Below are 23326 nucleotides of genomic sequence, written 5' to 3' on the forward strand. Positions count from 1 at the left end.
CGATTTCCGCAATCGTTTCAACGGGAAAGCGGACGTTCACCGCCTCGGTATCCACCGAAGGACGGCCACGACCTTTTTTCGATTTTATGGCGCTATTTATTCTTGACGTCATGATTTGTTAGTGCCATAAATTCGCGAGCCGGGCAAGCGTTGGCGCGCTCGACCCGGCTCTCACCCAAAGCAGGAGGTTCAGTCCATGCTTCAAGCTTCCAACAAGCCTAACACACTTCGTTTATCGGAGATCGCCCGCTCTCCCGTCCTGCGGGCATTCTTCGCCCGTGGCGAACGCGATAGCGGCGACATGTTCGCCGTCCCGGCAACCCCGCGCCGGCCGCTGGAAAGCGGCTCGGTCCGCGTTGAGCGACTGGAGGTGGCCTATGCGTAGTGCCATTTCTCGCCGCACAGTTCTTGCCGGCGCCGCGGCTTCCATGTCGCCGGTCCCCGCCGTCGCGGCCGCCTTGAATGCCGGCGACGTTGAGAAGGCCATGCAGGCCGCAATTCTTTCGTCCCGCACGGTTCATCGTGAGGTCGAGTCGCTCTGGCGTGAATACAAAACCCTCCGAACTCAAGAAGCAGAAGCGGGCTTGCTTTACGACGAAGCGAGGTCGCGTTTGCCCCGGTGGGCCGATGCCGGCCCGGCCTACATGAACGGCCTCGACGAGCGTGTCGGAGAAGAATCATTTTGGCCAGAAATGGAGCACATCCCGGAGTGCTCCGAATTTTCCAGGGGGTCTAAGACAGTATTCCGCCGTATTCGCGTATCGCCCCATGACATTCGCAAGGGATGGAAAACGTCGATTTCCGTGCACGATCTGGATCGGCCAAAGAACAAAAAGATTCGAGCCGAATTACGAGCCAAATATCGTGCGTCAATGGCGAAGGTCATCCGCCGCCTTCGTCAGCAGCGCGTGGAACATTTACAGCAGGGCATCCCTCAACTTCTGGACACGCTGGAGCTCACTGGCGACCGCATGTTCGATATACAACGGCGGCTGATGAACATTATCGCTGAGCAGCGAGACCCGAATGCTTTGGCTGTGTTCGAGATGGTCTATGAAGGTAACGACCGCCTTCAATCCCGAAGCCTCCTGCTGATGGTCCTGCAGCCGCTCGTGACCGGCGAGATCAGGGCGGATGTTGCCGCCAAGATCGAGGAGTTGGGGGTGTATCATGCGTAACATCTCCCGCCGTTCCATCGTCGCCAGCCTAGCTGTCGCGCCAGTCCTGAGCCTGCCGTCCGTTGCTGCGGCCACCTCACCTGAGCCAGACCCGGTAATTCGCCTCTGCAAAGCGTGGCACGAGTTTCATGACTACTTCCAAACGCGATCGACCCGGTCCTTTGAGATTATGAATCGTGTTCGGTCCGCAATGCCCATGCCGGACCCGTCGATTATTCCCGGTCCGCATACCGAGGCGCTACGCATTAAAGAGCCGGAATATTTCGGCAGTTGGCTGCCTCCTCATGGCGCGCTTGAACCAAGGTACATTGAGTCCGCGCTGTTTTACGTGCAGCCGAGCACCATAACGATAATCGAGGAGGCCCCCGGCATTCGCAAATTGATCGAGCACGACAAGCCCCAGCCCCTATCGGAAGGGCAGCAACAAAAGCATGACATGCTGACGCACATGCTTGAATTATCGAGGGAGTACTTCGCAGAATATAAGCGGAGGCTTACGGCGGCCGGATACGATGATGGCGACGATGATGTCGACCACATGGCCGACCGTCAGCATGTGATCGAGCGAGCTATCCGCATTAAGCCGGCACGGACACGCGAGGGTCTCTTGGCGAAAATCGACATGTTTGAGTCCGCGCCCGATACTTTTACTTCGGAGGAAATTGCTGGAGGTCTGATGGGCTCGATTCTTCGCGACACGCGCCGGCTATTGGTCGTTCGCAAGGAGGTACCCGCCTAGCTAGATGAGTTCGGGCGGCTGCGGATAGGCCACTCTTCCGCTGCGGAGAGGGTGGGGCCGGAGTGATCCGGCCCTGTCAGCCGCCCGAGCGAGTTTGAATCGATCTTGTGGCCCCAGATGTGGCCCCGAAAAGAAAACCCCGCTAACTCGGCGGGGTTTATTCTTTCTAAGCCTTTGATTTTGTTGGCTCCGCGGGCAGGATTCGAACCTGCGACCAACCGGTTAACAGCCGGTTGCTCTACCACTGAGCTACCGCGGAACATAACGCGGCGTATAACAAAGGTCGCCGCAGTTGCAAAGCATTGCTGCTGAAATTGGAGGCCACGCCCGGAATTGAACCGGGGTACGCGGATTTGCAGTCCGCTGCGTCACCACTCCGCCACGTGGCCCTTGGCCCTCGCTATATAGGAGCGAGGTTTGGCCGGCAACCGGTCAAGGCGCCGCAAAACCGATCTATCTAACAGCATCGGCTTGCATTTTCGCCTTGTCTGCCGCACAAGGCGAACGCTCACGGCACCACCCCGGGTTCATTGCATGACCGATTTTGCGACGATGCGGCGGATGATGGTCGATGGCCAGGTCCGGCCCAGCGACATCACCGATCCACGCCTGATTGACGCGATGCTCGACATTCCGCGGGAGGAATTCCTGCCCGCCGGCAAGGCTAGTCTCGCCTATCTCGATCAGGATTTGCCGGTCGGCGGCCCCGGAGAGGGCATTGTTCGCCGTCTGCTGAAGCCGATGGTGCTCGCCAAGATGATCCAGGCCCTGGACCTTGATGAAGAGGACCGGGTCCTGGATGTCGGATGCCTGACCGGCTACTCCTCTGCAATCCTGAGCCGCCTGGCTGGCTCGGTTGTCGCGCTCGATGAGGACACGTTCCTGCTAAGCGAGGCGCGTACGGCATTGGGACGCGTGGCGGCGCCGAATGTCCGGGTTGTGCAGGGCCGGCTGGTAGATGGTTACGCGGCCGAGGCGCCTTATGACGCCATTCTGGTCAACGGCGCGGTGGAGATACCCCCCGAAGCCCTGTTCAGGCAGCTTCGCGAGGGCGGGCGGCTGATCTGTATTCAGGGCCGCGGTCCGGCGGCCAAGGCCATGCTTTACCGCTTGGATCTGGGGGATGTGGGCGGCCGGCCAATTTTTGACGCCACGGCACCGGTTTTGCCGGGCTTTTCCCTGCCGCCGGCCTTCGTTTTCTAGCTCCGCCGCCACCTGTATCTCTTTGGTCGCATTCCCCTAGTTTTTTTCCCGGGGGGTCGTCAGGGCTTTCAAACCGCCCGCGTCCGGCTATAGGGTAATGAGGGGCTTCCGTGTTGCGAGTCTTGCAAGACTCACAACACGATGGGGCTTGGGCGGAGCGCTGGGAATGAGGGTGGTGAGAGGGGGCGGGTGGATTTTGGCGGCGGCGGCTTTGTCCGTCGCTGCACTGCCGGCTAGCGCCGATACAATCGAGACAGCCCTCGTTCAGGCCTACCAGAACAATCCGCAGATCAATGCGCAGCGGGCCCTGGTCCGCGCGACTGACGAAAATATTCCGCAGGCATTGTCTGGTTACCGCCCGAGGATCAGCGCGACGGCGACTTATGGCGCGCAGTATATTGACAGCAAGACAACAACCACGACCGCCGGCGGCCAGAATGTCGTCGTCAACCAGCAAGGCTGGAATGATCCGCGCAGCGTCGGCGCCACGCTGAGCCAGACATTGTTTAACGGGTTCCAAACAGGTAACCGGACCCGGCAGGCCGAAAGCCAGTCTTCCGCAGCGCGCGAAACCTTGCGGGTCATTGAGCAGACCGTCCTTCTCGATGCCGCGACGGCTTTCATGAACGTTTTGCGCGACAGCGCCACGCTCGATCTGCAACGGCGCAACGTCGAGGTGATTCAGGAACAACTGCGCCAGACCCGCGACCGCTTCAATGTCGGCGAAGTGACGCGCACCGACGTGGCGCAGGCTGAATCGCGCGTCGCCGCGGCGCAATCGCAGATGCTGGCTGCGCAATCCAATCTCGCGACCTCCAAAGCCGCCTATCGCCGCATCATCGGCGTCGATCCGGGCCGCCTGAGCGCGGGAACCCCGGTCGACCGGTTGTCGCCACGCACGCTCGCCCTCGCGATCTCGCAGGGGCAGGCGGAAAATCCGTCGGTCACCGCGGCGGAATACGGCGTCGACGTCGCCGCGCTGCAGGTGAAGGTCAACGAAGGCGCGCTCTATCCCGTTGTCACCGTGCAGGCGAGCGCGCAGCAAAATTACGATTCTTCGGTCAACAGCTCGCGGCAATTTGCAGGCGCGGTGATCGGTCAGGTCACCGTGCCGATCTATCAGGGCGGTTCTGAATTCTCGCTGATCCGTCAGGCCAAGGAAACAGTCAGCCAGAAACGGCTGGAACTGGCGCAGAACCGGGATCAGGCGCGAGCCAATGTCGTCCAGTCCTGGGCGCAGCTCGATGCGGCCAAGGCACAGATCGAGGCGACCAAGGCGCAAGTCGCCGCCGCCGAAATCGCGCTCAACGGCGTGCGCGAAGAAGCGCGCGTCGGTCAGCGCACCACGCTCGACGTTTTGAACGCGCAACAGGAACTCGTGAACGCGCGCGTGGCCCTCGTCACCGCGCAGCGCGACCGCGTCGTGGCATCCTACACCTTGTTGTCGGCGGTCGGGCGGTTGTCGATCCCGGTTCTCGGCCTGCAGGTGCCGCTCTACGATCCGATGGTGCACTATCAGCAGGTTCGCGACGCTTGGACCGGGGTGCGGACGCCTGACGGAAAATAACATCCGTCCCATTGTTCCGCACCGCGACATGAGGAAAGTATCCACATGTCCGGTTTTGTGTTCGATCTGAGCCATGCGATACTTCCGTTCGCACGCCACAATGGCGATTGTGGCGAATGATTCGCGTTTCCCCGCGAATCAGCGTGAGGCCGGTGCAAAAGCGGGACGGGAATGCGGCAATGAGCCAGGCGGCGAAGGCACAAGAACCATCAATGGAGGAAATTCTTGCCTCCATTAGGCGCATCATCGCCGATGACGATGTCAACAGACATGCGGCAAGCGCCGCTTCCGCGCCGCCGCCGGTCGCCGAAGCGCCACATCCTGCGGCTGTCGCTCCGACGCCGCCACCGCCTGAACCCGAGCCCGTGCTTCAACCGACGCCAGTGTTCGAGCCGGAACCGGAGCCCGCGCCGGCGGTGGCCGAGGCCGACATCCTCGATCTCACCGAAGAAATGCGGGCGCCGACCAACGCGCCGAGTTTCCGCACCATCGACGCCCAGCCGGATGTTGTCTTCACCGAAGCGGATGCGGCTGCTGCGCGGGATGAATCCGAGCCGGATCATCTGGAAGCGGCGCGGCAGCAACTCGCCGCGAGCATGAACGAGTCGCTTCTGTCCAGCAGCACGGCGGCGGCAGTCGATTCCGCGTTTAGCACGCTGGCCCAGACCGTGCTGGTGCAGAACGCACGCACGATCGAGGACCTGGTGAAGGAGATGCTGCGGCCGATGCTGAAAGGCTGGCTGGACGACAATCTTCCCGGCCTGGTCGAGCGTCTGGTGCGTGCCGAGATCGAACGCGTCTCGCGCGGCCGTTAGGCGCAGCCTTGCCGCCCCGGCAGACGCCGATGCTCCTGGCGCTGCGATCCTCTTTCTTGACTTTTGAACAGTTGCGCCCGGGTGAGCGACGATATCGTCGCCGCAGTCCATTTGATTCGGAGGAAAACAAATGGCTGCCCGCATTGTGCGTCAACGCCCCCTGGCATGGATGTTCGGCCTGCTGATTGCCGTGATCGCCGCCACGCTCGCACCGCAAGCGGCGGTCGCCCAGGCGATCGGCGGGTTGGAATTCTTCGGTGACAGCAACAGCGACGACGGCAATGCATGGCGCATCAGCGGCAAGGTTTTTCCCGCAAGTCCACCCTATTGGCAGGGCCGTTTCGGCGACGGGCCGGTCTGGTCCGAGCTGCTGCGCGACCGCCTCGGCATCGCTCCCGGCCGCTATGCCAATCATGCCGTCGGCGGGGCCTATACCGGACGCGGCAACCGCGTGTCGGACATTGCGCCCGGCACCAAGCTCGGGGAGGCAATGCAGAAGACCGGCCTGCTGTCGCAGGTTGATGCTTACCTCGCGTCCGGCAAGAAGCCGGCGACCGACACTTTGTTTGTCGTCTGGGCGGGCGACAACGACTATGACGCCGTGGACCGGATCGATCCGCAGGCGGTCGGGCGCGCCATCGCCAATATCGAAGAGACAGTGCGCCGGCTTGCGGCAGCAGGGGCTGCGCAATTCATGGTGGTCAATATCAACGAGGATCTCGTCTTTCCGGACGGTCGGGTCGCCAATGCGCAGGTATGGAACAAGGCCAATGCGGTGGATCACAATGCACGGCTGATCAAGGTGATCAAAGCCTTGCGCAACCAACTCAATGTACCAATCTTTCTGTTCGATAGTGCCGCTGTGACGCGGGCTATTTCCGCAGCGCCGACCCGCTTCGGCTTTACGGAGGCGGTCCAGCCCTGCTATTCCGGCTCGATCGTCAAGCACGGACAACCCTGCCGCGACCCCGAGCGTCATGTCTTCTGGGACGGCTCGCATCTGAGCCATGCCGCCCAGAAGCTGATCGCTGATCACGCGATGCAGGCCATCGGCAGAAGAAAGGCCGGTTTGCGGAACGACTAGCTCGCCACTCTTCGGCGCAATTCTCCGACAAACCAGAACGCCAGCAGCGGCCAGAGCAGGGCCGTGATGACAAAGACCGGCACGGTTCCGTAATGGTCGACGACCGGCGCCGCGAAGGCGACGCCGATGCTCTGCCCGAGATAGAGCGCAGATGAAAACATCGCCAAGGCGGTGGCACGCGAATCCGGCGCCATCTGTGTGGCGTTGACCTGCAAAGTGTTGTGAACCATGTGGAAGCCAAGGCCGATCACGATGATGGCGGCGACGGCGGCCCACCAGACCGGGATGAAAGCGAGCGCGAGGTATGAGCCGCACAACATCACGCTTCCCCAGATCACAAGCCCGCTTTGTCCGAGTCGATTGACCAGCGTCTGCACATTCAGCACATAAATCATGCCGCCGGCGCCGAAGACTGCCAGCACCAGACCGACCGCGCTGAAGCTCATTTCCTGGCGCGCGTGAAGATCCGCGCCGATATAGGCGAAGGCCGCGAACATGATGGCGGCTTCCGCCAGCACCGCGAAGATCACAACGCGCGCCCAGCGCCGCGACAGCACGTCAAGGTAGCCGGCCATCAGCCCGAATTTTCCGCCTTGGCTGCGGCCCGCGCTGCGGGTGAGCGGATTGCGCAGCAATTCGATCGCCATCGCCAGTGCCACGACGACGAACAGCGCGGCGATGACAAAAAAGACCGCGCGCCACCCGAAATGATCGCCGATCACGCCGCCGATGATCTGGCCGCTGACCAGACCGAAAATCTGCCCGGTGAGAAATCGCCCGAGCACGGTCTGCCGCCGTTCCCAGGGTACCGTGTCCCCGATGAACGCCATGCCCAGAGGGATGATCGTGCCCGCGGTGACGCCGCAGGCGAGCCGGGCAATACCGAGCATGGTGAGCGACTGGGCAAAGCCGCAAGCCGCCACCGCCACCGCGCACAGGGCACAGAGCAGCGTGACCATTCCATATTTCGGAAAGCGGTCGCCGAACGGCCCGAGGAACAATTGAGTCGCGCCATGCGAGACTGCATAGGCGGAGATGATAATCGAGGCGGTTCCGACCGTGGTTCCGACGTCGGCCGCGATTTGCGGCAGGAGCGGGTCGGCGGCCCGCACCATGGCCTGGCTGGCAAAGGCGGCCAGCGCCAGAAAGGCGATGGCACGCGTCGGGGTTTTATTCTGCATTTAATCCCCTGAAACGGGCGGGGAAGGGTCGCACGCCAAAGCCAAGCGACGGGGGCGCAGAGGGTTGTTTGCCAACATGTCGGCTCTCGAGGTGACCCCCACATGCCCCGCCTTCGCTTGCTTAGCGAGCCTCGGCGAGCAATCTCCCCCGTGCTGGGGGAGTTCATGCGCCTTCCGGCGTTGACAGAGGAAAGGGGTCGGGCTTTGTACGGCGCTGTTCCAGATTTCAGATAACGGCAAATGATTGACAAGACTTATCAGCCCACCGAGGTGGAAACGCGCATCTCGCAAGCGTGGGAAGAGGCGGGTGCCTTCCGCGCCGGCCGTCCCGACCGCGCGGAGGCGACACCATACTGTATCGTCATCCCACCGCCCAATGTTACCGGCTCATTGCATATGGGCCATGCGCTCAACAATACGCTGCAGGATGTTCTCTGCCGCTTCGAGCGCATGCGCGGCAAGGACGTGCTCTGGCAGGTCGGCACCGACCATGCCGGCATCGCCACCCAGATGGTGGTCGAGCGTCAGCTCATGGAGCGCCAGCAGCCAAGCCGTCGCGAGATGGGGCGCGAAAAATTTCTCCAGCGCGTCTGGGAATGGAAAGCCGAATCCGGCGGCACCATCATTAACCAGCTCAGGCGGCTCGGCGCCTCCTGCGACTGGTCGCGCGAACGCTTCACGATGGACGAGGGGCTGTCAAAGGCGGTTCTGAAAGTCTTTGTCGAACTTTATCGCGCCGGCCTCATCTACAAAGACAAGCGGCTGGTGAACTGGGACCCGAAACTGCTCACCGCCATTTCCGACCTCGAAGTGATGCAGGTCGAGGTGAAGGGCCATCTCTGGCATTTCAAATATGCGGTCGAGGGAATGCCCGGCACCCACATCACGGTCGCGACAACCCGGCCGGAAACGATGCTGGGTGACACCGCCGTCGCTGTGCATCCGGAAGATGAACGCTATAAGCATCTGGTCGGCAAGAACGCCATTCTGCCGCTGGTCGGGCGCAGGATTCCGATCATCGCCGATGACTATTCCGATCCGGAAAAAGGCACCGGCGCGGTGAAGATCACGCCCGCGCATGACTTCAATGACTTCGACGTCGGCAAACGGCACAATCTGCGGCAAGTCAATATATTGACGGTCGAAGGCAAACTTGCGCTTCAAGGCAATGAGGCGTTTCTCGAGGGATTGCCGGCATCGGCAGACCTCGAAGAGACGCTGGCAATGCACGGGCTCGACCGCTTTGTGGCGCGCAAGAAGACCGTCGAGCGCATGGAAGCCAAGGGGTTGCTCGACAAGATCGAACCCAACACCCACATGGTGCCGCACGGCGACCGCTCGAATGTGGTGATCGAGCCCTATCTCACCGACCAATGGTATGTTGACGCGGCGACGCTGGCGAAGCCGGCAATGGATGCCGTGCGCCAGGACCAGACTGTCTTCGTTCCGAAGAACTGGGAAAAGACCTATTTTGACTGGATGGAGAATATCCAGCCCTGGTGCATCTCGCGTCAGCTCTGGTGGGGGCACCAGATTCCGGCGTGGTATGGCCCGGACGGCAAGTATTTCGTTGCCGAAACTGAACAGGAAGCAAAGACCGAAGCCGCCAAGCACTACGGCAAGGATACGCCGCTGACCCGCGACGAGGATGTGCTCGACACCTGGTTCTCCTCCGCGCTGTGGCCGTTCTCGACGCTCGGCTGGCCGGACGAGACGAAAGAACTCAAGCGCTATTACCCGACCAATGTGCTGGTCACCGGCTTCGACATCATCTTCTTCTGGGTGGCCCGCATGATGATGATGGGACTGCACTTCATGAAGGAAGTGCCGTTCCACACAGTCTATATCCATGCGCTGGTGCGCGACGCCTCCGGCGCCAAGATGTCGAAGTCGAAGGGGAACGTGATGGATCCCCTCGAATTGATCGACCAGTACGGCGCGGACGCCTTGCGGTTCACGCTGGCTGCGATGGCGGCGCAGGGCCGCGACATCAAGCTGTCCAACCAGCGTGTCGAGGGTTACCGCAACTTCGCAACCAAACTCTGGAATGCCACCCGCTTCGGCGAGATGAACGGTGCGACAACTGTTCCGGGCTTCGACCCGGCATCAGCGAAAGAGACCCTCAACCGCTGGATCGCGCATGAAACCGCGAAAGCCGCACGCGAGATCACGGCGGCCATCGAAGCCTACAAATACAATGAAGCGGCGGGCGCGGCCTATCGCTTCGTCTGGAACATCTATTGCGACTGGTATCTCGAACTGGTGAAGCCGGTTCTCACCGGTCCGGATGGCGCAGCCAAGGACGAGACCCGCGCCATGGTCGCCTGGGCGCGCGACGAAATTGTCAAACTGCTGCACCCGTTCATGCCGTTCATCACCGAAGAGCTATGGGCGGTGACAGCGTCGGCGCCGCGCGCGCAATTGCTCGCGCTCACTGCATGGCCTGAACACAGGGGATTGGCCGATCCCGCCGCCGAAGCGGAGATCGGGTGGGTGGTCGACCTGATCACGCTTATCCGCTCGCTGCGCGCAGAAATGAATATTGCGCCCGCGACGATGATCCCGCTGCAACTCGTCAGCGCGTCGGCGGAGACTAAAGCGCGCGCCGAGCGCTGGACCGACTTCATTAAGCGCCTGGCGCGCGTATCCGGCATTTCCTTCGTTGATGCGATGCCGCAGGGCGCCGTGCAGCTTCTGGTCCGTGGGGAGGTGGCGGCATTGCCGCTCAAAGGCGTGATCGATTTGACCGCCGAGAAGGCGCGGCTGGACAAGGAACTGGCCAAGGCCGAGGCCGACATCAAGCGCGCGGATGCAAAACTCTCGAACGAGAAATTCGTCGCCAACGCGGCTGAAGAGGTGGTCGAGGAAGAACGCGAGAAGCGGCAGGAGGCCGAGGGCCGCAAGGCCAAGATCCTTGAGGCGCTCGAACGCCTCAAGGGTGCGGCGTAGCGATGCGCGCTTTGGGCGTCCGGCTGTTCGGCGCTCTTGTTCTCGCGTGCAGTTTTGCCGCGCCGGTGTCCGCGCAGCAGCGTCCGGACGACTCCTGCGCGGCGAAAATCCGCGCGGTGCTGGACGACATTGCCGCGCAGGATCTCGATACCTCGCAAGGCCCGCCGCTCAACGCATTCCTGACGCTGAACGCCTCCGCGATCGCCCAGGCCGAGGACCTGGATCGCAAGGGCGCGCGCGGCGAACCGCGCGGGCCGCTGCACTGCGCACCGGTCGCGGTGAAGGACAATTTTGACACTGCCGACATGCCAACGACCGTGGGTTCGCTCGCGCTCGTTGGCAATCAGCCGCCGCGGGACGCGGAATTGGTGGCGCGCTTGCGGAAGGCCGGCGCCATCGTCGTCGGCAAAACCAACATGGACGAATTCGCCATGGGCATTCGTGGTCTCTCGGGGGCGGGCGGCCGTGTCGGCAACGCCTACAACGCCCGCATGAGTCCGGGGGGCTCCTCGAGCGGTTCGGGCGTCGCGGTCGGCGCGGGCTTCGTGCCACTGGCGCTCGGCAGCGACAATTGCGGTTCGCTGCGTATTCCGGCCGTTTACAACGGCGCGGTTGCGCTGCGCCCGACGCCGGCACGCTTTTCGACCGACGGTGTATTTCCGATTGGCTTCGTCAACGGCGTGACAGGCGCCATTGCCAAGGATGTTCCAACGCTTGCCCTCGGGCTTGCGACACTGACTGATGACTGGCGCAAGGACGCCGCGAGTGCCGGCGGTGCCTTGCGCGGTAAGCGCGTCGGCGTCCTGCGCCGATACAACGGCAAGGATCCCTGGTCGGTCGCGGACACCGACATCCGCGCGCAGGTGGCCGAAGCGATTGCGCGGATGAAGGGGCATGGCGCGCAGATCGTGGAGAATGTCTCCATCGTGGGTTTCGACGACCGGCTCGGCATCGAGTTCCTGAAGGGCTTTGCGCCCAAGGTCGATGCCATCTTTGCAAGTTATTCCGGCCCGCGGCGATCTTGGGGTGACGTCTGCACCTCCGGACTCATTCGCCCCGAGTGGACTGCAAAGCAGTGCCTGGATGCCGGCGCATCATCGCTGCGGCGGGAACGCGTGGCGGTGCGACGCATCTCGGCCAACCGGGATCGCCTGGTGTCGCTGATGAATCGCATGAAGCTCGACGCCATTCTCTATCCCACCGATGCGCGTGGCGGCGCACGCGAGGATATGTCGAAGGGCATCACCTGTTTCATTGCGGGCAGTTCTGGCCTGCCGTCTGCCGCATTTCCGATCGGTCTCGACGCACGCGGAATGCCGATCGGTCTCGAATTGCTGGGGCGGCCGGGCAGCGACGAGGCTTTGCTCGCCATGATGGCGGATTTCGAGGTTGCCCGCGGGCCGCTGCCGCCGGCGCGGCGCGCGCAGGGTCGCCCCGACCTGTCAACACTTGACGTCGCGGCGCAGAACAAGTTGCGTCTTACACTTGGCGAGAGGGCGTTCAAATCTCGGCATAAGCAGAGCTTGGGCGATCTGGAGCCCGCGCGCTTCCGCGCGCTGACTGAAGAGACAATTCACAACGGGAAATCGGAATGAACATCTTTCTGGCAGGTGCAACTGGCGTAGTCGGTCGTCGCCTGGTGGTGCTGTTGCGCCAGGCCGGCCATGACGTCACGGGCACGACGCGATCGACGGTGAATGCGACCGCCTTGGAGACGCTCGGCGCAAGGCCGGCGATCGTCGATGTCTTTGATGCCAAGGGATTGCTGGCGGCGACGGCGGCCGCACAACCTGACGTCGTCATTCATCAACTCACCGATCTGCCGGACGTGATCGATCCTGCGGCGTGGCCGGCCATGCGGGAGGCCAATGCGCGGCTGCGCCGGGTTGGCACGCGCAACCTGATCAATGCCTGCGAGGTCCTGAAGGTGAAGCGCGTGGTCGCGCAGAGCATCGCCTGGATTTATGCGCCGGGCATGAAGCCCTATCGCGAGGGCGATGCGCTTGATCTGAACGGGCAGGGGATCGACAAGGAAACGATGGAGGGCGTCGTCGCGCTGGAAGATGCAGTGACGAAGACGCCCGGCATTGACGGTCTCGTGCTGCGCTACGGACGGTTCTATGGCCCCGGCACCTGGACCGAAACGCCAAAGGGACCGGCGCCCCTGCATGTCGATGCCGCCGCACAGGCCGCTTTGCTGGCGCTGACGCGTGGAAAACCCGGCATTTACAACGTTGTGGAGGAGGACGGCGAGATTTCCGCCGAGAAGGCCCGGCGTGAACTGGGTTTCGATGCCTCGTTCCGGATCGCATCCTAGACCTTGCAACCGCGCCCTGGGACTGTAAAAGGGCGCCGTCATGAACATTTCTGTCCGCGCCTCCGAAGGCGCCGAGGCCCGGTCGCCGCTCGCGGCCGAGATCGGCCGCCGCCGTACCTTCGCCATCATCTCGCATCCGGACGCGGGCAAGACGACGCTAACCGAAAAGCTGCTTTTGTTCGGTGGCGCCATTCAGCTCGCTGGGCAGGTCAAGGCCAAGCAGAACCGCCGCACCACCCAATCCGACTGGATGTCGATCGAGAAGGAGCGCGGCATTTCGGTGGTCACCTCGGTGATGACCTTCGAGTATGAAGACCACGTCTTCAACCTGCTCGATACCCCGGGCCACGAGGACTTTTCGGAGGACACCTATCGCACGCTGACCGCGGTTGACGCGGCGGTGATGGTGATCGACGCCGCCAAGGGCATCGAGGCGCGCACTCGCAAGCTGTTCGAGGTCTGCCGGTTGCGCGATATCCCGATCCTGACGTTCATCAACAAGATGGACCGCGAAAGCCGCGATCCCTTCGATCTGCTCGACGAAATCGAAAAGACGCTGGCGCTTGATACCGCACCGGTGAACTGGCCGGTGGGGCGCGGGCGCGATTTCACCGGCACGATCGACATCGAGAGCGGGGGCGTGCGCCTTGTCGAGGGTGATGCCGGCAAGGCCGGAACACTGCGCGCAATGAGCGTGGCGGAGGTCGCCGCACTCAATCCCAATCTCGATGGAGTGGCGATCGAAGGCGAGCTGGAATTGGTGCGCGATGCCTGCAAGCGGCTCGATCTCACCGCCTTCCTCGAAGGGCACCTCTCACCGGTCTTCTTCGGCAGCGCGCTGAAAAATTTCGGCGTCGGCGATCTGCTCGATGCCATCGGCCGCATCGCACCGCCGCCGCGCGCGCAGAAGGCCGACAAGCGTGAAGTGAAGGCCGACGAGAAGAACATGACCGCCTTCGTGTTCAAGATCCAGGCCAACATGGATCCGAACCATCGCGACCGCATCGCCTTCGCGCGGCTATGCTCGGGCAAACTGACGCGCGGCATGAAGGTGAAACAGACGCGGACCGGCAAGCCGATGGCGCTGAACGCACCGCAATTCTTCTTCGCCAAGGATCGCGCGCTGGCCGAAGAGGCCTATGCCGGCGATGTGGTCGGGATTCCCAACCATGGCACGTTGCGCATCGGAGACACGCTCACCGAGGGTGAGGATTTGAATTTTGTCGGCGTGCCGAGCTTCGCGCCGGAGATCTTGCGCCGTGTGCGGCTGCCGGACGCCATGAAGGCGAAGAAGCTGAAAGAGGCGTTGCAGCAGCTGGCGGAGGAGGGCGTGGTGCAGGTGTTCCGCCCGCATGACGGTTCGCCCGCCATGGTCGGCGTCGTAGGTCCGCTGCAGCTCGACGTGCTGCGTGTGCGGCTGAAGGACGAATACGGCCTCGAGGTGAGCTGGGACATCAGTGAGTTTCAGCTTGCCCGCTGGATCGCTTCCGACGATCCGAAAGCCCTGGAAACCTTCGTCAAAAATAATGGCTCGGGCATCGCCGACGATCTCGATGGCGATCCGGTCTTCATGGCGAAAAACCAGTTCTATCTGGATTACACGCGCGAACGCGCACCGGGAATCGTTTTCACTGATGTCAAGGATGTAAAAAGCGCGGCGGCAAAGGCGTGAGCCACCGGGGACTTCATCATCACCCACCGCACCGGGGACCTGGGCGACGGGCCCAGCCTTTACGAGATTCCGCGACAAGAAGGACGGCTGCGTCAAGGTCGTGATGTTTCCGCACGGACAGCCGGGACCGACAGCGATGCGCACCGAACAAAGGCAGGAGCTCCCGATCTGAGCCTGTGTCAGCGAAAGGGCTTGCTGAGAAACGGCGAGCCTTTCACGCCGTAACGCCAGGGCAGCTCGGCTGCCTTGGTGATGCCGATCCGCACGCCGATGGCGACGTCGAAATCATCCGCTCGTGCGCGCAATTCGAACGGCGGCTTGTCGAGCGGCAGGCCGTTATGCTTGCGGGTGACGCCCAGCGCCTCGCACACCTTGCCGGGGCCGGAGCAGAGTTGCCGCTCCTCTGTTGTGCCGCGCCGCCGCTTCATCGCCGCAAGACCCTGCGTCGGCTGCAGCGCACGGATCAGCACGGCACTGGCCGAACCCGCTTCCTCGCACACGAAGTTCATGCACCAGTGGATGCCGTAGGAGCGGTACACGTAGAGATGGCCGGGCGGGCCGAACATCACCGCGTTGCGCTCGGTCTTGCCGTTGTAACTGTGAGCGGCCGGATCGGTGTGATGATAAGCCTCCACCTCGACGATCAGGCCGCCGACGCCATCAACCAGTAGCGTCGCCCCGATCAACTCGGGTGCGACGTGATGCACGGATCGGTCGAAGAAGGATTTACGCAGGCGAGGCGGCAGGGAGGGCATCAGGCCCTTATGCCGTGCCATCCGGCAGGCCGCAAAAAATTATTTACGCCTCTGGAAAGCCGGACTAGCATTCCCACATTCTTTCGATCCCGGCGGTGAGTCGGGCCTTGTTACTTGGCCCGGAGACCGCTGAATGGATCCCTCCCGCCCCAGTTCCGAAGAAACCGTCACGCTGAATCAGGCGCGCAAGCTTATTCAGTGCATGGCGCATGAGCAGAGCTTTCTGTTCCTGTCGCCGCCGGGCGTTGGCAAATCGGAGATGGTTTACCAGGCCGCCTCCGAGGCGGGGCTGCCGTGCCGGTCGCTGCTTGGCACCCAGATCGCGCCGGAGGATGTGAGCGGCATTCCGCGCATTATCGGCGAGCGCTCCGTGTTTTGCCCGCCGCGCCTGTTGTTGCCGGAGAAGCCGGAGCCGTTCTGCCTGTTCCTCGACGAATTACCGGCCTGCGCGCCGGACGTGCAGAAGGCTTTCTACTCGCTGCTCCTGGAGCGGCGGCTCGGCGAGCACGCTCTGCCTGCGGGGACTTGGGTGGTCGCCGCCGGCAACCGCATGCAGGATCGCGCGCTGGTGCGATCCATGAGTTCCGCGTTGGTCAACCGCGTGACGATCCTGCATCTGCGCGTCGATGCCGATGAATGGCAAGCTTGGGCGGCGAGAAACGGCATCCGCGCCGACATCCGTCATTTCATTTCGCACATGCCCGATGCCTTGATGCGGCCGGTGCCGAACGAGCCGGTGCCGTTCTCCACGCCGCGCGCCTGGGCGCTCCTCTCGCGTGCGCTCGACATGGCGGAAAATTCCGGCATTCTTACACGCGAGACGCGCAGGGCGCTCGCCTTCGGACGGATTTCGGCAGAAGACGCCGCCGTGTTCTGCGCGCTTGCCGAGGAACAGATCGGCGCGTTGCATCCGATTGAAGATTACATCGCGCGGCCGCACTTGCTCCCGCAGACCGACGCCGCGCGCTGGTTCGTGCTCAATTGCATCCGCCAGCATGTCCGCGACGGTAAGCTCGCGCATCTGAAGCCGCGCAGCGTGAACCGCTTTCTGCGCAGTCTGTCGCCCGAGCAACAACTTAACGTGCTGACCGACCTTGTCGCGCAGTGGGGCGCGCTCGGCGCTGACCGGGCCATGTTCGACTTGTTGAAGAAGGTGACGGCGCTGTGAGCGCGGTGGTGCCGTCTATCCCGTCCGACGCCGAGACGCTGGCGCGCCTGGCGAAAGGCCTTCGCCTGCTCACCGCGCCGCTCCCCCATCTCGCGGGCCTGGCGGCCGCCGTTCGCGTCAACATCGACAGCCGCGTGCCGACCATGGGCGTGTTCGCTTCCGGGCGGCTGGTGGTCAATCCCGCCTTCGTAGCAAAGCTCAAGAACAATGAACTGATTTTCGTGCTCGCACATGAATTGCTGCATCTGGCTTTGCGCACGCATGACCGCGCCCGCGGCAGCCATCATCTCGAGTTCAACTTTGCGCACGATTACATCATCAACGACATCCTGCGCGTGGAGCTCGGCTTCACTGCGATCCCGGCCGGTGGCCTCGACATGCCCGGCGCACGGGAAAAGTCCGCCGAGCAGATCGTGCTGGAGATGCGCCGCAATGCCGACCGCATGCCCTCGCAATCGCGTGTCTTCGATGGCCAGCCGGTGACGCTGCGGAGGGTGCTGACGTCCGCTACCGGCCAGGCGCAACAGGACGCGGGCGACGTGCTCGACGACAAGACCGAACGCGAGCTGTTTCCGGAAGAGGCGGCGGAGCAGGACGCGCGCGAAAAGATGCTCAACGAACTGGCGGCGAAGAGCCTGGCGCTGGCCAAGGCCATGAATGCCATGAAGGGCCGGGGCGCTGACGCAAGCGGGGGACAGCAGCAAGTCGTCACCGCCCTGCGCGGGCTGTACCGCACGCCGTGGGAGATGGCGTTGCAAAAGTGGATGGAATCGGTCGCGCCGGGCGAGCGCACCTTCCTGCGTCCATCCCGGCGCGGCGCAACCCGGTCCGACGTTGTTCTGCCAGGCCGCAAGCGTGAATCCTGGATGCTCAACGTCGTGCTCGATACGTCCGGCTCGATGAGCGACGAGATCCCGCGCGTGCTCGGCGCCGTCGCTGATTTCTGCGACGCGCTGGCGGTTGACGACATCCGCCTCGTGCAATGCGACACCACGGTCACCTCGGACGAGATGCTCTCGCCCGGCGAGCTCGCCGACTATCAGGTGCGGGGCTATGGCGGCAGTGACCTCACGCCCGCCATGCTGATGCTGGCCGACGATCCGAATGTCACCGCCTGCCTGGTCATCACCGACGGCGACATCGGCTACCCGCCCCAGGAGATGCCCTACAACACGCTCTGGGTCTTGCCGGCCAGCGGCAATTCTCGATTCCGCCCGCTCTACGGGCAGGTACTGACCATGCAGGGAGGCCGGCCATGAAGGTCGTGCAGGAGCTCGTCGCCTATTTTGATCGCCGGGGCGACTTGTCGAAAACCTATCTGCGCAAGCTGCTCGATCAGGGCTTCCTCGCCGCCGACGCCCCGGCGACGATGATCGATCTTTGCAATCCGGTCGGGGCGACCTTCTATTTCAAGGTGCGGGGTGAGAGCGAGGGTCCGCTCTGGGGCACCGACACCTATACGGGCGATTCATCCCTGGCGGCCGCTGCCGTGCATGCCGGCCTGGTGAAGCCAGGGCAGACGGCCATTGTAAAGGTGACGGTCGTGCCGCCTTTGTCCGACTATCAGGGCTCGACCCGCAATGGGGTCACCAGCCATGACTTCGGGCGCTATGGCGCCGCCTTCCGCCTGGGCCCGATCTAGAGCTTCGTTTCAATCTGGTGAAAAGATACCTGTGACTTCATCGCCACATATTCAGAACATTTAAGTCACAACGACTGAAGTCGCAGACGGCGCCGCGATTTGGCCATACCCCTCACTGAGATCAGACGCAACCAATGGGCACAATGGTTGTTGCCCGCGTATGGTCAGGGCCGGGGGGCCCTTCTGGGTATCATGGACGCGAAAGCCAATCTGAAAGCGAAATTGCCGAGCCGGCATGTCACCGAGGGACCGGAGCGGGCCCCGCACCGGTCCTATTATTATGCAATGGGCCTGACTTCGGCCCAGATTCATCAGCCCTTCGTGGGCGTGGCGACCTGCTGGAACGAGGCCGCCCCCTGCAACATCGCCCTGATGCGTCAGGCGCAGGCGGTGAAAAAGGGCGTGGCCGCCGCCGGCGGCACTCCGCGCGAATTCTGCACCATCACTGTCACCGACGGCATCGCCATGGGCCATGCCGGCATGCGCGCGTCGCTGCCGTCGCGCGAGGTGATCGCGGACTCGGTCGAGCTGACCATGCGCGGCCACGGCTACGACGCGCTGATCGGTCTTGCCGGCTGCGACAAGTCGCTGCCCGGCATGATGATGTCGATGGTGCGTCTGAACGTGCCCTCGATCTTCATCTATGGCGGCTCGATCCTGCCTGGCACCTTCAAGGGCAGGCCCGTGACCATCCAGGATGTGTTCGAGGCGGTCGGGAAGCACTCGGTTGGCGCCATGTCCGACGAAGACCTGAATACGCTGGAGCAGGTGGCGTGCCCGTCGGCCGGCGCCTGCGGCGCGCAATTTACCGCCAACACCATGGCGACGGTCTCCGAGGCGATCGGCCTCGCACTGCCGTATTCGGCGGGCGCGCCGGCGCCTTACGAAATCCGCGACGCCTTCTGCATGACCGCGGGCGAGCAGATCATGGACCTGCTTCTCGCCGGCATCCGTCCTCGCGATATCGTGACCCGAAAAGCACTCGAGAACGCTGCCGCAGTTGTGGCGGCTTCAGGTGGCTCCACAAATGCTGCCTTGCATCTGCCTGCAATTGCTAACGAATGCGGCATTGATTTTACGCTCTTCGACGTCGCCGAAATCTTCAAAAAGACACCATATATCGCGGATTTGAAACCGGGTGGCCGTTATGTCGCCAAGGATTTGTTTGAAGTAGGCGGCGTGCCACTTTTGATGAAAACCTTGCTTGATGCCGGATACCTTCATGGTGATTGCATCACCGTGACAGGCCGCACCATCGCGGAAAATCTCAAGAGCGTGAAATGGAATGCCGATCAGGACGTCGTGCGTCCGGCAACGCAACCCTTGACGCCGACCGGCGGTGTGGTCGGCCTGAAAGGAAATCTCGCGCCGGATGGTGCGATCGTCAAAGTCGCCGGCATGCAGAATTTGAAATTCACTGGTCCGGCGCGCTGCTTCGATGGCGAAGAATCCTGCTTCGAGGCGGTGAAGAAGAAGCAGTACAAGGAAGGCGAAGTTCTGGTCATTCGCTATGAGGGACCGCGCGGCGGCCCTGGCATGCGCGAAATGCTGTCGACCACGGCGGCTTTGTACGGTCAGGGTATGGGCGACAAGGTCGCGCTCATCACCGACGGCCGTTTCTCCGGCGCGACGCGCGGTTTCTGTGTCGGGCATGTCGGCCCGGAGGCCGCGGTGGGAGGTCCGATCGGCTTGCTGCGCGACGGCGACATCATCGAGCTCGATGCCGAGAACGGTATTCTGAATGTGAAATTGTCCGACGACGAACTCAACAAGCGCAAGGCTGACTGGAAGGCGCGCGAAACGGAGTACGGCTCGGGCTATCTCTGGAAATACGCGCAGCAGGTCGGACCGGCGGTCGATGGCGCGGTGACCCACCCCGGCGCGAAGGCCGAGAAGACGTGTTATGCGGATCAATGAGGTTTCGCGTATCGGATTGCTGACGTTCGGGCTCTCGATAGTCCCGGCCTTCGGCTTTGACGGCACGGCGACGCCGCCAACGGCGAAGCCGCCGATCACGCCGCGGGATGCCTTCGTCTCGGGCGCGCAATCGCTCAAGGCCGGCGAAAATGCGAAGGCGATTTCCTCGCTGCAATATGCTGCCGAGAAGGGCCATGCGCTCGCGCAATGGAAGCTCGGCCGCATGTACGCCGCCGGCGATGGTGTGCCGCAGAATGATCTGCGCGCCTTCCAGTATTTCAGCCGCATCGCCGACACGCATGCGGAAGACAGCCCCGATCTGCCGCAGGCACGCTTCGTCGCCAACGCCTTCGTGCAACTGGGGCACTATTATCTTGAAGGTATCCCGAACACTTCGGTGAAGGCCGATCCGGACCGTGCGCGCGAGATGTACGCCTATGCCGCGTCCTATTTCCGCGACGCAGACGCGCAATACAATCTGGCGCGACTCTATCTCGACGGCACCGGCGGGCCGAAGGATGCACGGCAGGCGATCCGCTGGTTGATGCTCGCCTCCAACAAGGGGCAGTACAGCGCCCAGGCCTTGCTTGGTCATATGTTGTTCAAGGGCGACAAGATCCCGCGTCAGGCGGCGCGCGGCTTGATGTATTTGACGCTGGCGCGCGACAATGCTGCGGGCCCCGCCGACAAATGGATTGTCGATATGCACGAGGCCGCCTCCAAGCAGGCGACCGACGACGAGCGCCAACTCGCGGTGCTGTATCTTGAGCGCTATCTCAAGGGCCAGCGGGACTAAATTTCAGATCGCTTTCGTTTTGCTTTGATTTTGAGGGCGGCTCGCCCACGTTTTTCTTCATGACACGCGAGACGTGCAGCTCCGCCGCCGGCAATTCTCTCGGTTCACTCATCTCGACGCCGTGCGCGCGGCGACGGCGCGCTTTGTCCAGACGCATCTTCCAAAAAGCTGAGCGCGGACGGCGGTAGGCGACGTTCAGGCCGGCTCAATTCCCAGATCAACATAGACCGGCACATGGTCCGACGGTTTTTCCCAGGCGCGCACGTGCTTGTCGATGCCGGTGCGCTGCAACTTGTCGGCCGCGCGCGGTGAAAGCAGGATGTGATCGATGCGCAGGCCGTGGTTCTTTTGCCAGCAGCCGGCCTGATAGTCCCAGAATGTATATAGGCCGGGCTCGTCGCTTGAGGCGCGCACGGCCTCGGTGAGGCCGAGATTGGTCAGCGCGCGGAATTTCTCGCGGGTCTGCGGCCGAAACAGCGCATCCTCGATCCAGCCCTTGGGGTCATAAACATCCTCGGGCGCCGGGATCACGTTGTAGTCGCCGGCGAGGATCAGGTCTTCTTCCAGTTTAAGCCGTTCACCCGCATAATCGGCAAGCCGGTCCATCCACCTTATTTTGTAAGTATATTTTTCGCTCAGAACGGGGTTGCCGTTGGGCAGGTAGATGGAAGCGACGCGCAACGCTCCGCGGGCGGTGGAGATGACGGCTTCAATGAAGCGGGCATGGTCGTCGCCGTCTTCACCCGCCAGGCGCGGGGTGACCTCGTCGAACGGGAATTTCGACAGGATGGCGACCCCGTTGAAGGTCTTCTGGCCGTGGATGGCCAAGTTGTAGCCGAGCGATTCCAGCGGTTCCCGCGGGAAGTTGTCGTCGGTGGTTTTGGTCTCCTGCAGGCAGACAATGTCAGGCTGCCGCTCCTTCAGCCACGCAACAAGGTTATCGATGCGTTGCTTGATCGAATTGACGTTCCAGGTGGCAATCCGCATTGCGTCGGTCCAACAGGGCAGGAGGGGCGAAAAATGCCGCAAACCCGACCTATTCGGGGTGGCGGGGCATTTGCATGGTGAGGCGGTGTTCTACACCTGTCTGACTTTTAATGCAGTTTTATAAGGAAATGTGGTAGGTCTCGCATGCCGCAGCGCGAAAAAGCTGTGCAGGGGATAACAGGAAAGACGGCCCCGGCGGCCGATGCCGGTCCGGATAAAGGGCGATGACCAGGAAGACATGGCTTTTGGCTTTGGCCGGGCTCGCTGCGGTCGTTGTCGCCGTATTGATCACTCGCAACATGTGGAGCCCGGAACGGGCCTCCGCGCAGCAGGGCGATGCGCGCGTCATCCCGGTCGAAGTGGCGACCGCGGTCCGCGAGGACGTGCCGGTGCGCATCGTGGCGCTCGGAACGGTCACGCCGATCGCGAGCGTTGCCATCAAGGCGCGGCTCGAAAGCGTCATCACCAAGGTGCATTTCCAGGACGGCGCGACGGTGAAGGCCGGCGACGTGCTGTTTACGCTCGACGGCCGGCAGCTCGAAGCCGAAATCAAGCGGGTGGAGGCGGTGATCGCCGGCGCCGTAGCGCAGCTTGAACAGGCGCAGCGCGACGTCGATCGCTACAAGGAGCTCGTCACCAAGAACGCGACCACGGTGGTAACGCTCAACAATGCGCAGACCCAGGTCAACATCTTCGGCGCGACAGCGCAATCCAATCGCGCGCAGCTTGAGAATCTGAAGGTTCAACTCGACTACACGACGATCCGCGCGCCGATTTCGGGGCGAATTTCGGCGGCCAGTGTCAAAGTCGGCAATTTTGTGCGGCCGGCCGATACCGTGCCGCTCGCGACCATCAATCAGATCGCGCCAGTCTATGTCAGCTTCACCGTGCCGCAGCGCTCGCTGCCCGACCTGCGCAAGGCGCTGGCGGCGGAGACGGCGACGGTCGAAGCCGCCGCGCCCGGCGAGACGCGTCCATCGAGCGGCCAGGTCACCATGATCGAAAATACGGTCGATGCCACGACCGGCATGGTCATGGTGCGTGCGACCATGGACAACAAGGATGAGTTGCTGTGGCCTGGCACGCTGGTCAACACGCGGATCACGCTGCGGGTCGAGAGGGCGGTCGTGGTGCCGTCCGCCGCCATACAGGTCAGCCAGACTGGCTCCTTCGTCTTCGTCGTAAAGGACGGGGTCGCGAAGGTGCGGCCGGTGGAAGTCGAGCGCACGGTCGACAATCAGTCGGTGATCCGCAAGGGTCTGGAAGACGGCGAAACGGTCGTGACGGACGGGCAGTTGCTGCTTGTCGATGGCGCGCGTATCGCGCCGCGCAAGCCGAAGGGGGCAGGGGCCTGAC

Annotated in this window: 20 protein-coding genes and 2 tRNA genes; 17 read left to right on the plus strand and 5 right to left on the minus strand. The window is 62.7% G+C overall.

The features are described 5' to 3' along the window. Positions 1-196 precede the first annotated feature (196 nt). From RO009_15775 to RO009_15785, 3 genes are read left to right on the plus strand one after another with little or no spacing between them, the layout of a single operon-like run. Positions 197-385, plus strand: coding sequence for a hypothetical protein (locus RO009_15775; GenBank protein ID MDT3686493.1), 189 nt, complete (start codon positions 197-199; stop codon positions 383-385). Then, entirely contained in the window at positions 378-1178 is an 801-nt protein-coding gene (locus tag RO009_15780; GenBank protein ID MDT3686494.1) for a hypothetical protein, read from the plus strand. The genes RO009_15775 and RO009_15780 overlap by 8 nt, the downstream gene beginning before the upstream one ends. After that, positions 1171-1917, plus strand: coding sequence for a hypothetical protein (locus tag RO009_15785; protein ID MDT3686495.1), 747 nt, complete (start codon positions 1171-1173; stop codon positions 1915-1917). Before RO009_15780 ends, RO009_15785 begins: the two co-directional genes overlap by 8 nt. Before the next feature lie 184 nt (positions 1918-2101). On the opposite strand, the gene RO009_15790 is transcribed toward RO009_15785, so the two are convergent. Together RO009_15790 and RO009_15795 are read right to left on the minus strand one after the other, a co-directional pair. Then, positions 2102-2176, minus strand: a tRNA-Asn gene (locus RO009_15790). Between the two features lie 56 nt (positions 2177-2232). Continuing rightward, a tRNA-Cys gene (locus RO009_15795) sits at positions 2233-2306 on the minus strand. A 28-nt stretch (positions 2307-2334) separates the two neighbouring features. Here RO009_15795 and RO009_15800 point away from each other — a divergent pair. The 4 genes from RO009_15800 (at position 2335) to RO009_15815 (ending at position 6586) form a co-directional block, all read left to right on the plus strand. Further along, a complete protein-coding gene (locus tag RO009_15800; protein MDT3686496.1) occupies positions 2335-3120 on the plus strand; it encodes a protein-L-isoaspartate O-methyltransferase in 786 nt (261 codons plus the stop codon). A gap of 166 nt (positions 3121-3286) precedes the next feature. Next, positions 3287-4687: a TolC family outer membrane protein gene (locus RO009_15805; protein ID MDT3686497.1), complete on the plus strand. Its 1401-nt coding sequence runs from the start codon at positions 3287-3289 to the stop codon at positions 4685-4687. 179 nt (positions 4688-4866) lie between these two features. Continuing rightward, complete coding sequence (locus RO009_15810; protein MDT3686498.1) at positions 4867-5502, plus strand: DUF2497 domain-containing protein; 636 nt, start codon at positions 4867-4869, stop codon at positions 5500-5502. Between the two features lie 130 nt (positions 5503-5632). Beyond that, positions 5633-6586: an SGNH/GDSL hydrolase family protein gene (locus RO009_15815; GenBank protein ID MDT3686499.1), complete on the plus strand. Its 954-nt coding sequence runs from the start codon at positions 5633-5635 to the stop codon at positions 6584-6586. On the opposite strand, the gene RO009_15820 is transcribed toward RO009_15815, so the two are convergent. After that, on the minus strand, positions 6583-7767 hold the full coding sequence (locus tag RO009_15820) for an MFS transporter (protein ID MDT3686500.1): 1185 nt from the start codon (positions 7765-7767) through the stop codon (positions 6583-6585). The two genes, RO009_15815 and RO009_15820, sit on opposite strands and share 4 nt — an antisense overlap. 240 nt (positions 7768-8007) lie before the next feature. Between RO009_15820 and RO009_15825 the strand changes: the two genes are divergently transcribed. The 4 genes from RO009_15825 to RO009_15840 are packed head-to-tail and all read left to right on the plus strand — an operon-like array spanning position 8008 to position 14705. Beyond that, on the plus strand, positions 8008-10716 hold the full coding sequence (locus tag RO009_15825) for a valine--tRNA ligase (GenBank protein ID MDT3686501.1): 2709 nt from the start codon (positions 8008-8010) through the stop codon (positions 10714-10716). A gap of 2 nt (positions 10717-10718) precedes the next feature. Further along, on the plus strand, positions 10719-12311 hold the full coding sequence (locus RO009_15830) for an amidase (GenBank protein MDT3686502.1): 1593 nt from the start codon (positions 10719-10721) through the stop codon (positions 12309-12311). Next, a complete protein-coding gene (locus RO009_15835) occupies positions 12308-13033 on the plus strand; it encodes an NAD(P)-dependent oxidoreductase (GenBank protein ID MDT3686503.1) in 726 nt (241 codons plus the stop codon). Before RO009_15830 ends, RO009_15835 begins: the two co-directional genes overlap by 4 nt. Positions 13034-13073: 40 nt before the next feature. Beyond that, on the plus strand, positions 13074-14705 hold the full coding sequence (locus tag RO009_15840; protein ID MDT3686504.1) for a peptide chain release factor 3: 1632 nt from the start codon (positions 13074-13076) through the stop codon (positions 14703-14705). A 179-nt stretch (positions 14706-14884) separates the two neighbouring features. On the opposite strand, the gene RO009_15845 is transcribed toward RO009_15840, so the two are convergent. Next, positions 14885-15460 (minus strand): DNA-3-methyladenine glycosylase, encoded by a 576-nt coding sequence (locus RO009_15845; GenBank protein ID MDT3686505.1) that lies wholly within the window; start codon positions 15458-15460, stop codon positions 14885-14887. Positions 15461-15593: 133 nt separating this feature from the next. Between RO009_15845 and RO009_15850 the strand changes: the two genes are divergently transcribed. The 5 genes from RO009_15850 to RO009_15870 all read left to right on the plus strand — a co-directional run bounded on the left by RO009_15850 (position 15594) and on the right by RO009_15870 (position 20983). After that, complete coding sequence (locus tag RO009_15850; GenBank protein ID MDT3686506.1) at positions 15594-16628, plus strand: AAA family ATPase; 1035 nt, start codon at positions 15594-15596, stop codon at positions 16626-16628. 8 nt (positions 16629-16636) lie between these two features. Further along, positions 16637-17887, plus strand: a complete 1251-nt coding sequence (locus RO009_15855; protein ID MDT3686507.1) for a VWA-like domain-containing protein — start codon at positions 16637-16639, stop codon at positions 17885-17887. Further along, on the plus strand, positions 17884-18270 hold the full coding sequence (locus RO009_15860) for an LCCL domain-containing protein (protein MDT3686508.1): 387 nt from the start codon (positions 17884-17886) through the stop codon (positions 18268-18270). Before RO009_15855 ends, RO009_15860 begins: the two co-directional genes overlap by 4 nt. A 192-nt stretch (positions 18271-18462) precedes the next feature. Then, complete coding sequence (gene ilvD / locus RO009_15865) at positions 18463-20187, plus strand: dihydroxy-acid dehydratase (protein ID MDT3686509.1); 1725 nt, start codon at positions 18463-18465, stop codon at positions 20185-20187. Beyond that, on the plus strand, positions 20174-20983 hold the full coding sequence (locus RO009_15870) for a tetratricopeptide repeat protein (GenBank protein ID MDT3686510.1): 810 nt from the start codon (positions 20174-20176) through the stop codon (positions 20981-20983). Before ilvD ends, RO009_15870 begins: the two co-directional genes overlap by 14 nt. A gap of 195 nt (positions 20984-21178) precedes the next feature. On the opposite strand, the gene xth is transcribed toward RO009_15870, so the two are convergent. After that, complete coding sequence (gene xth, locus RO009_15875; protein MDT3686511.1) at positions 21179-21970, minus strand: exodeoxyribonuclease III; 792 nt, start codon at positions 21968-21970, stop codon at positions 21179-21181. Between the two features lie 224 nt (positions 21971-22194). Here xth and RO009_15880 point away from each other — a divergent pair, with 224 nt between their 5' ends. Continuing rightward, on the plus strand, positions 22195-23325 hold the full coding sequence (locus tag RO009_15880; protein ID MDT3686512.1) for an efflux RND transporter periplasmic adaptor subunit: 1131 nt from the start codon (positions 22195-22197) through the stop codon (positions 23323-23325). Position 23326: the final 1 nt, after the last annotated feature.

Source organism: Pseudorhodoplanes sp. (genome assembly GCA_032027085.1).
Lineage (GTDB): Bacteria > Pseudomonadota > Alphaproteobacteria > Rhizobiales > Xanthobacteraceae > Pseudorhodoplanes.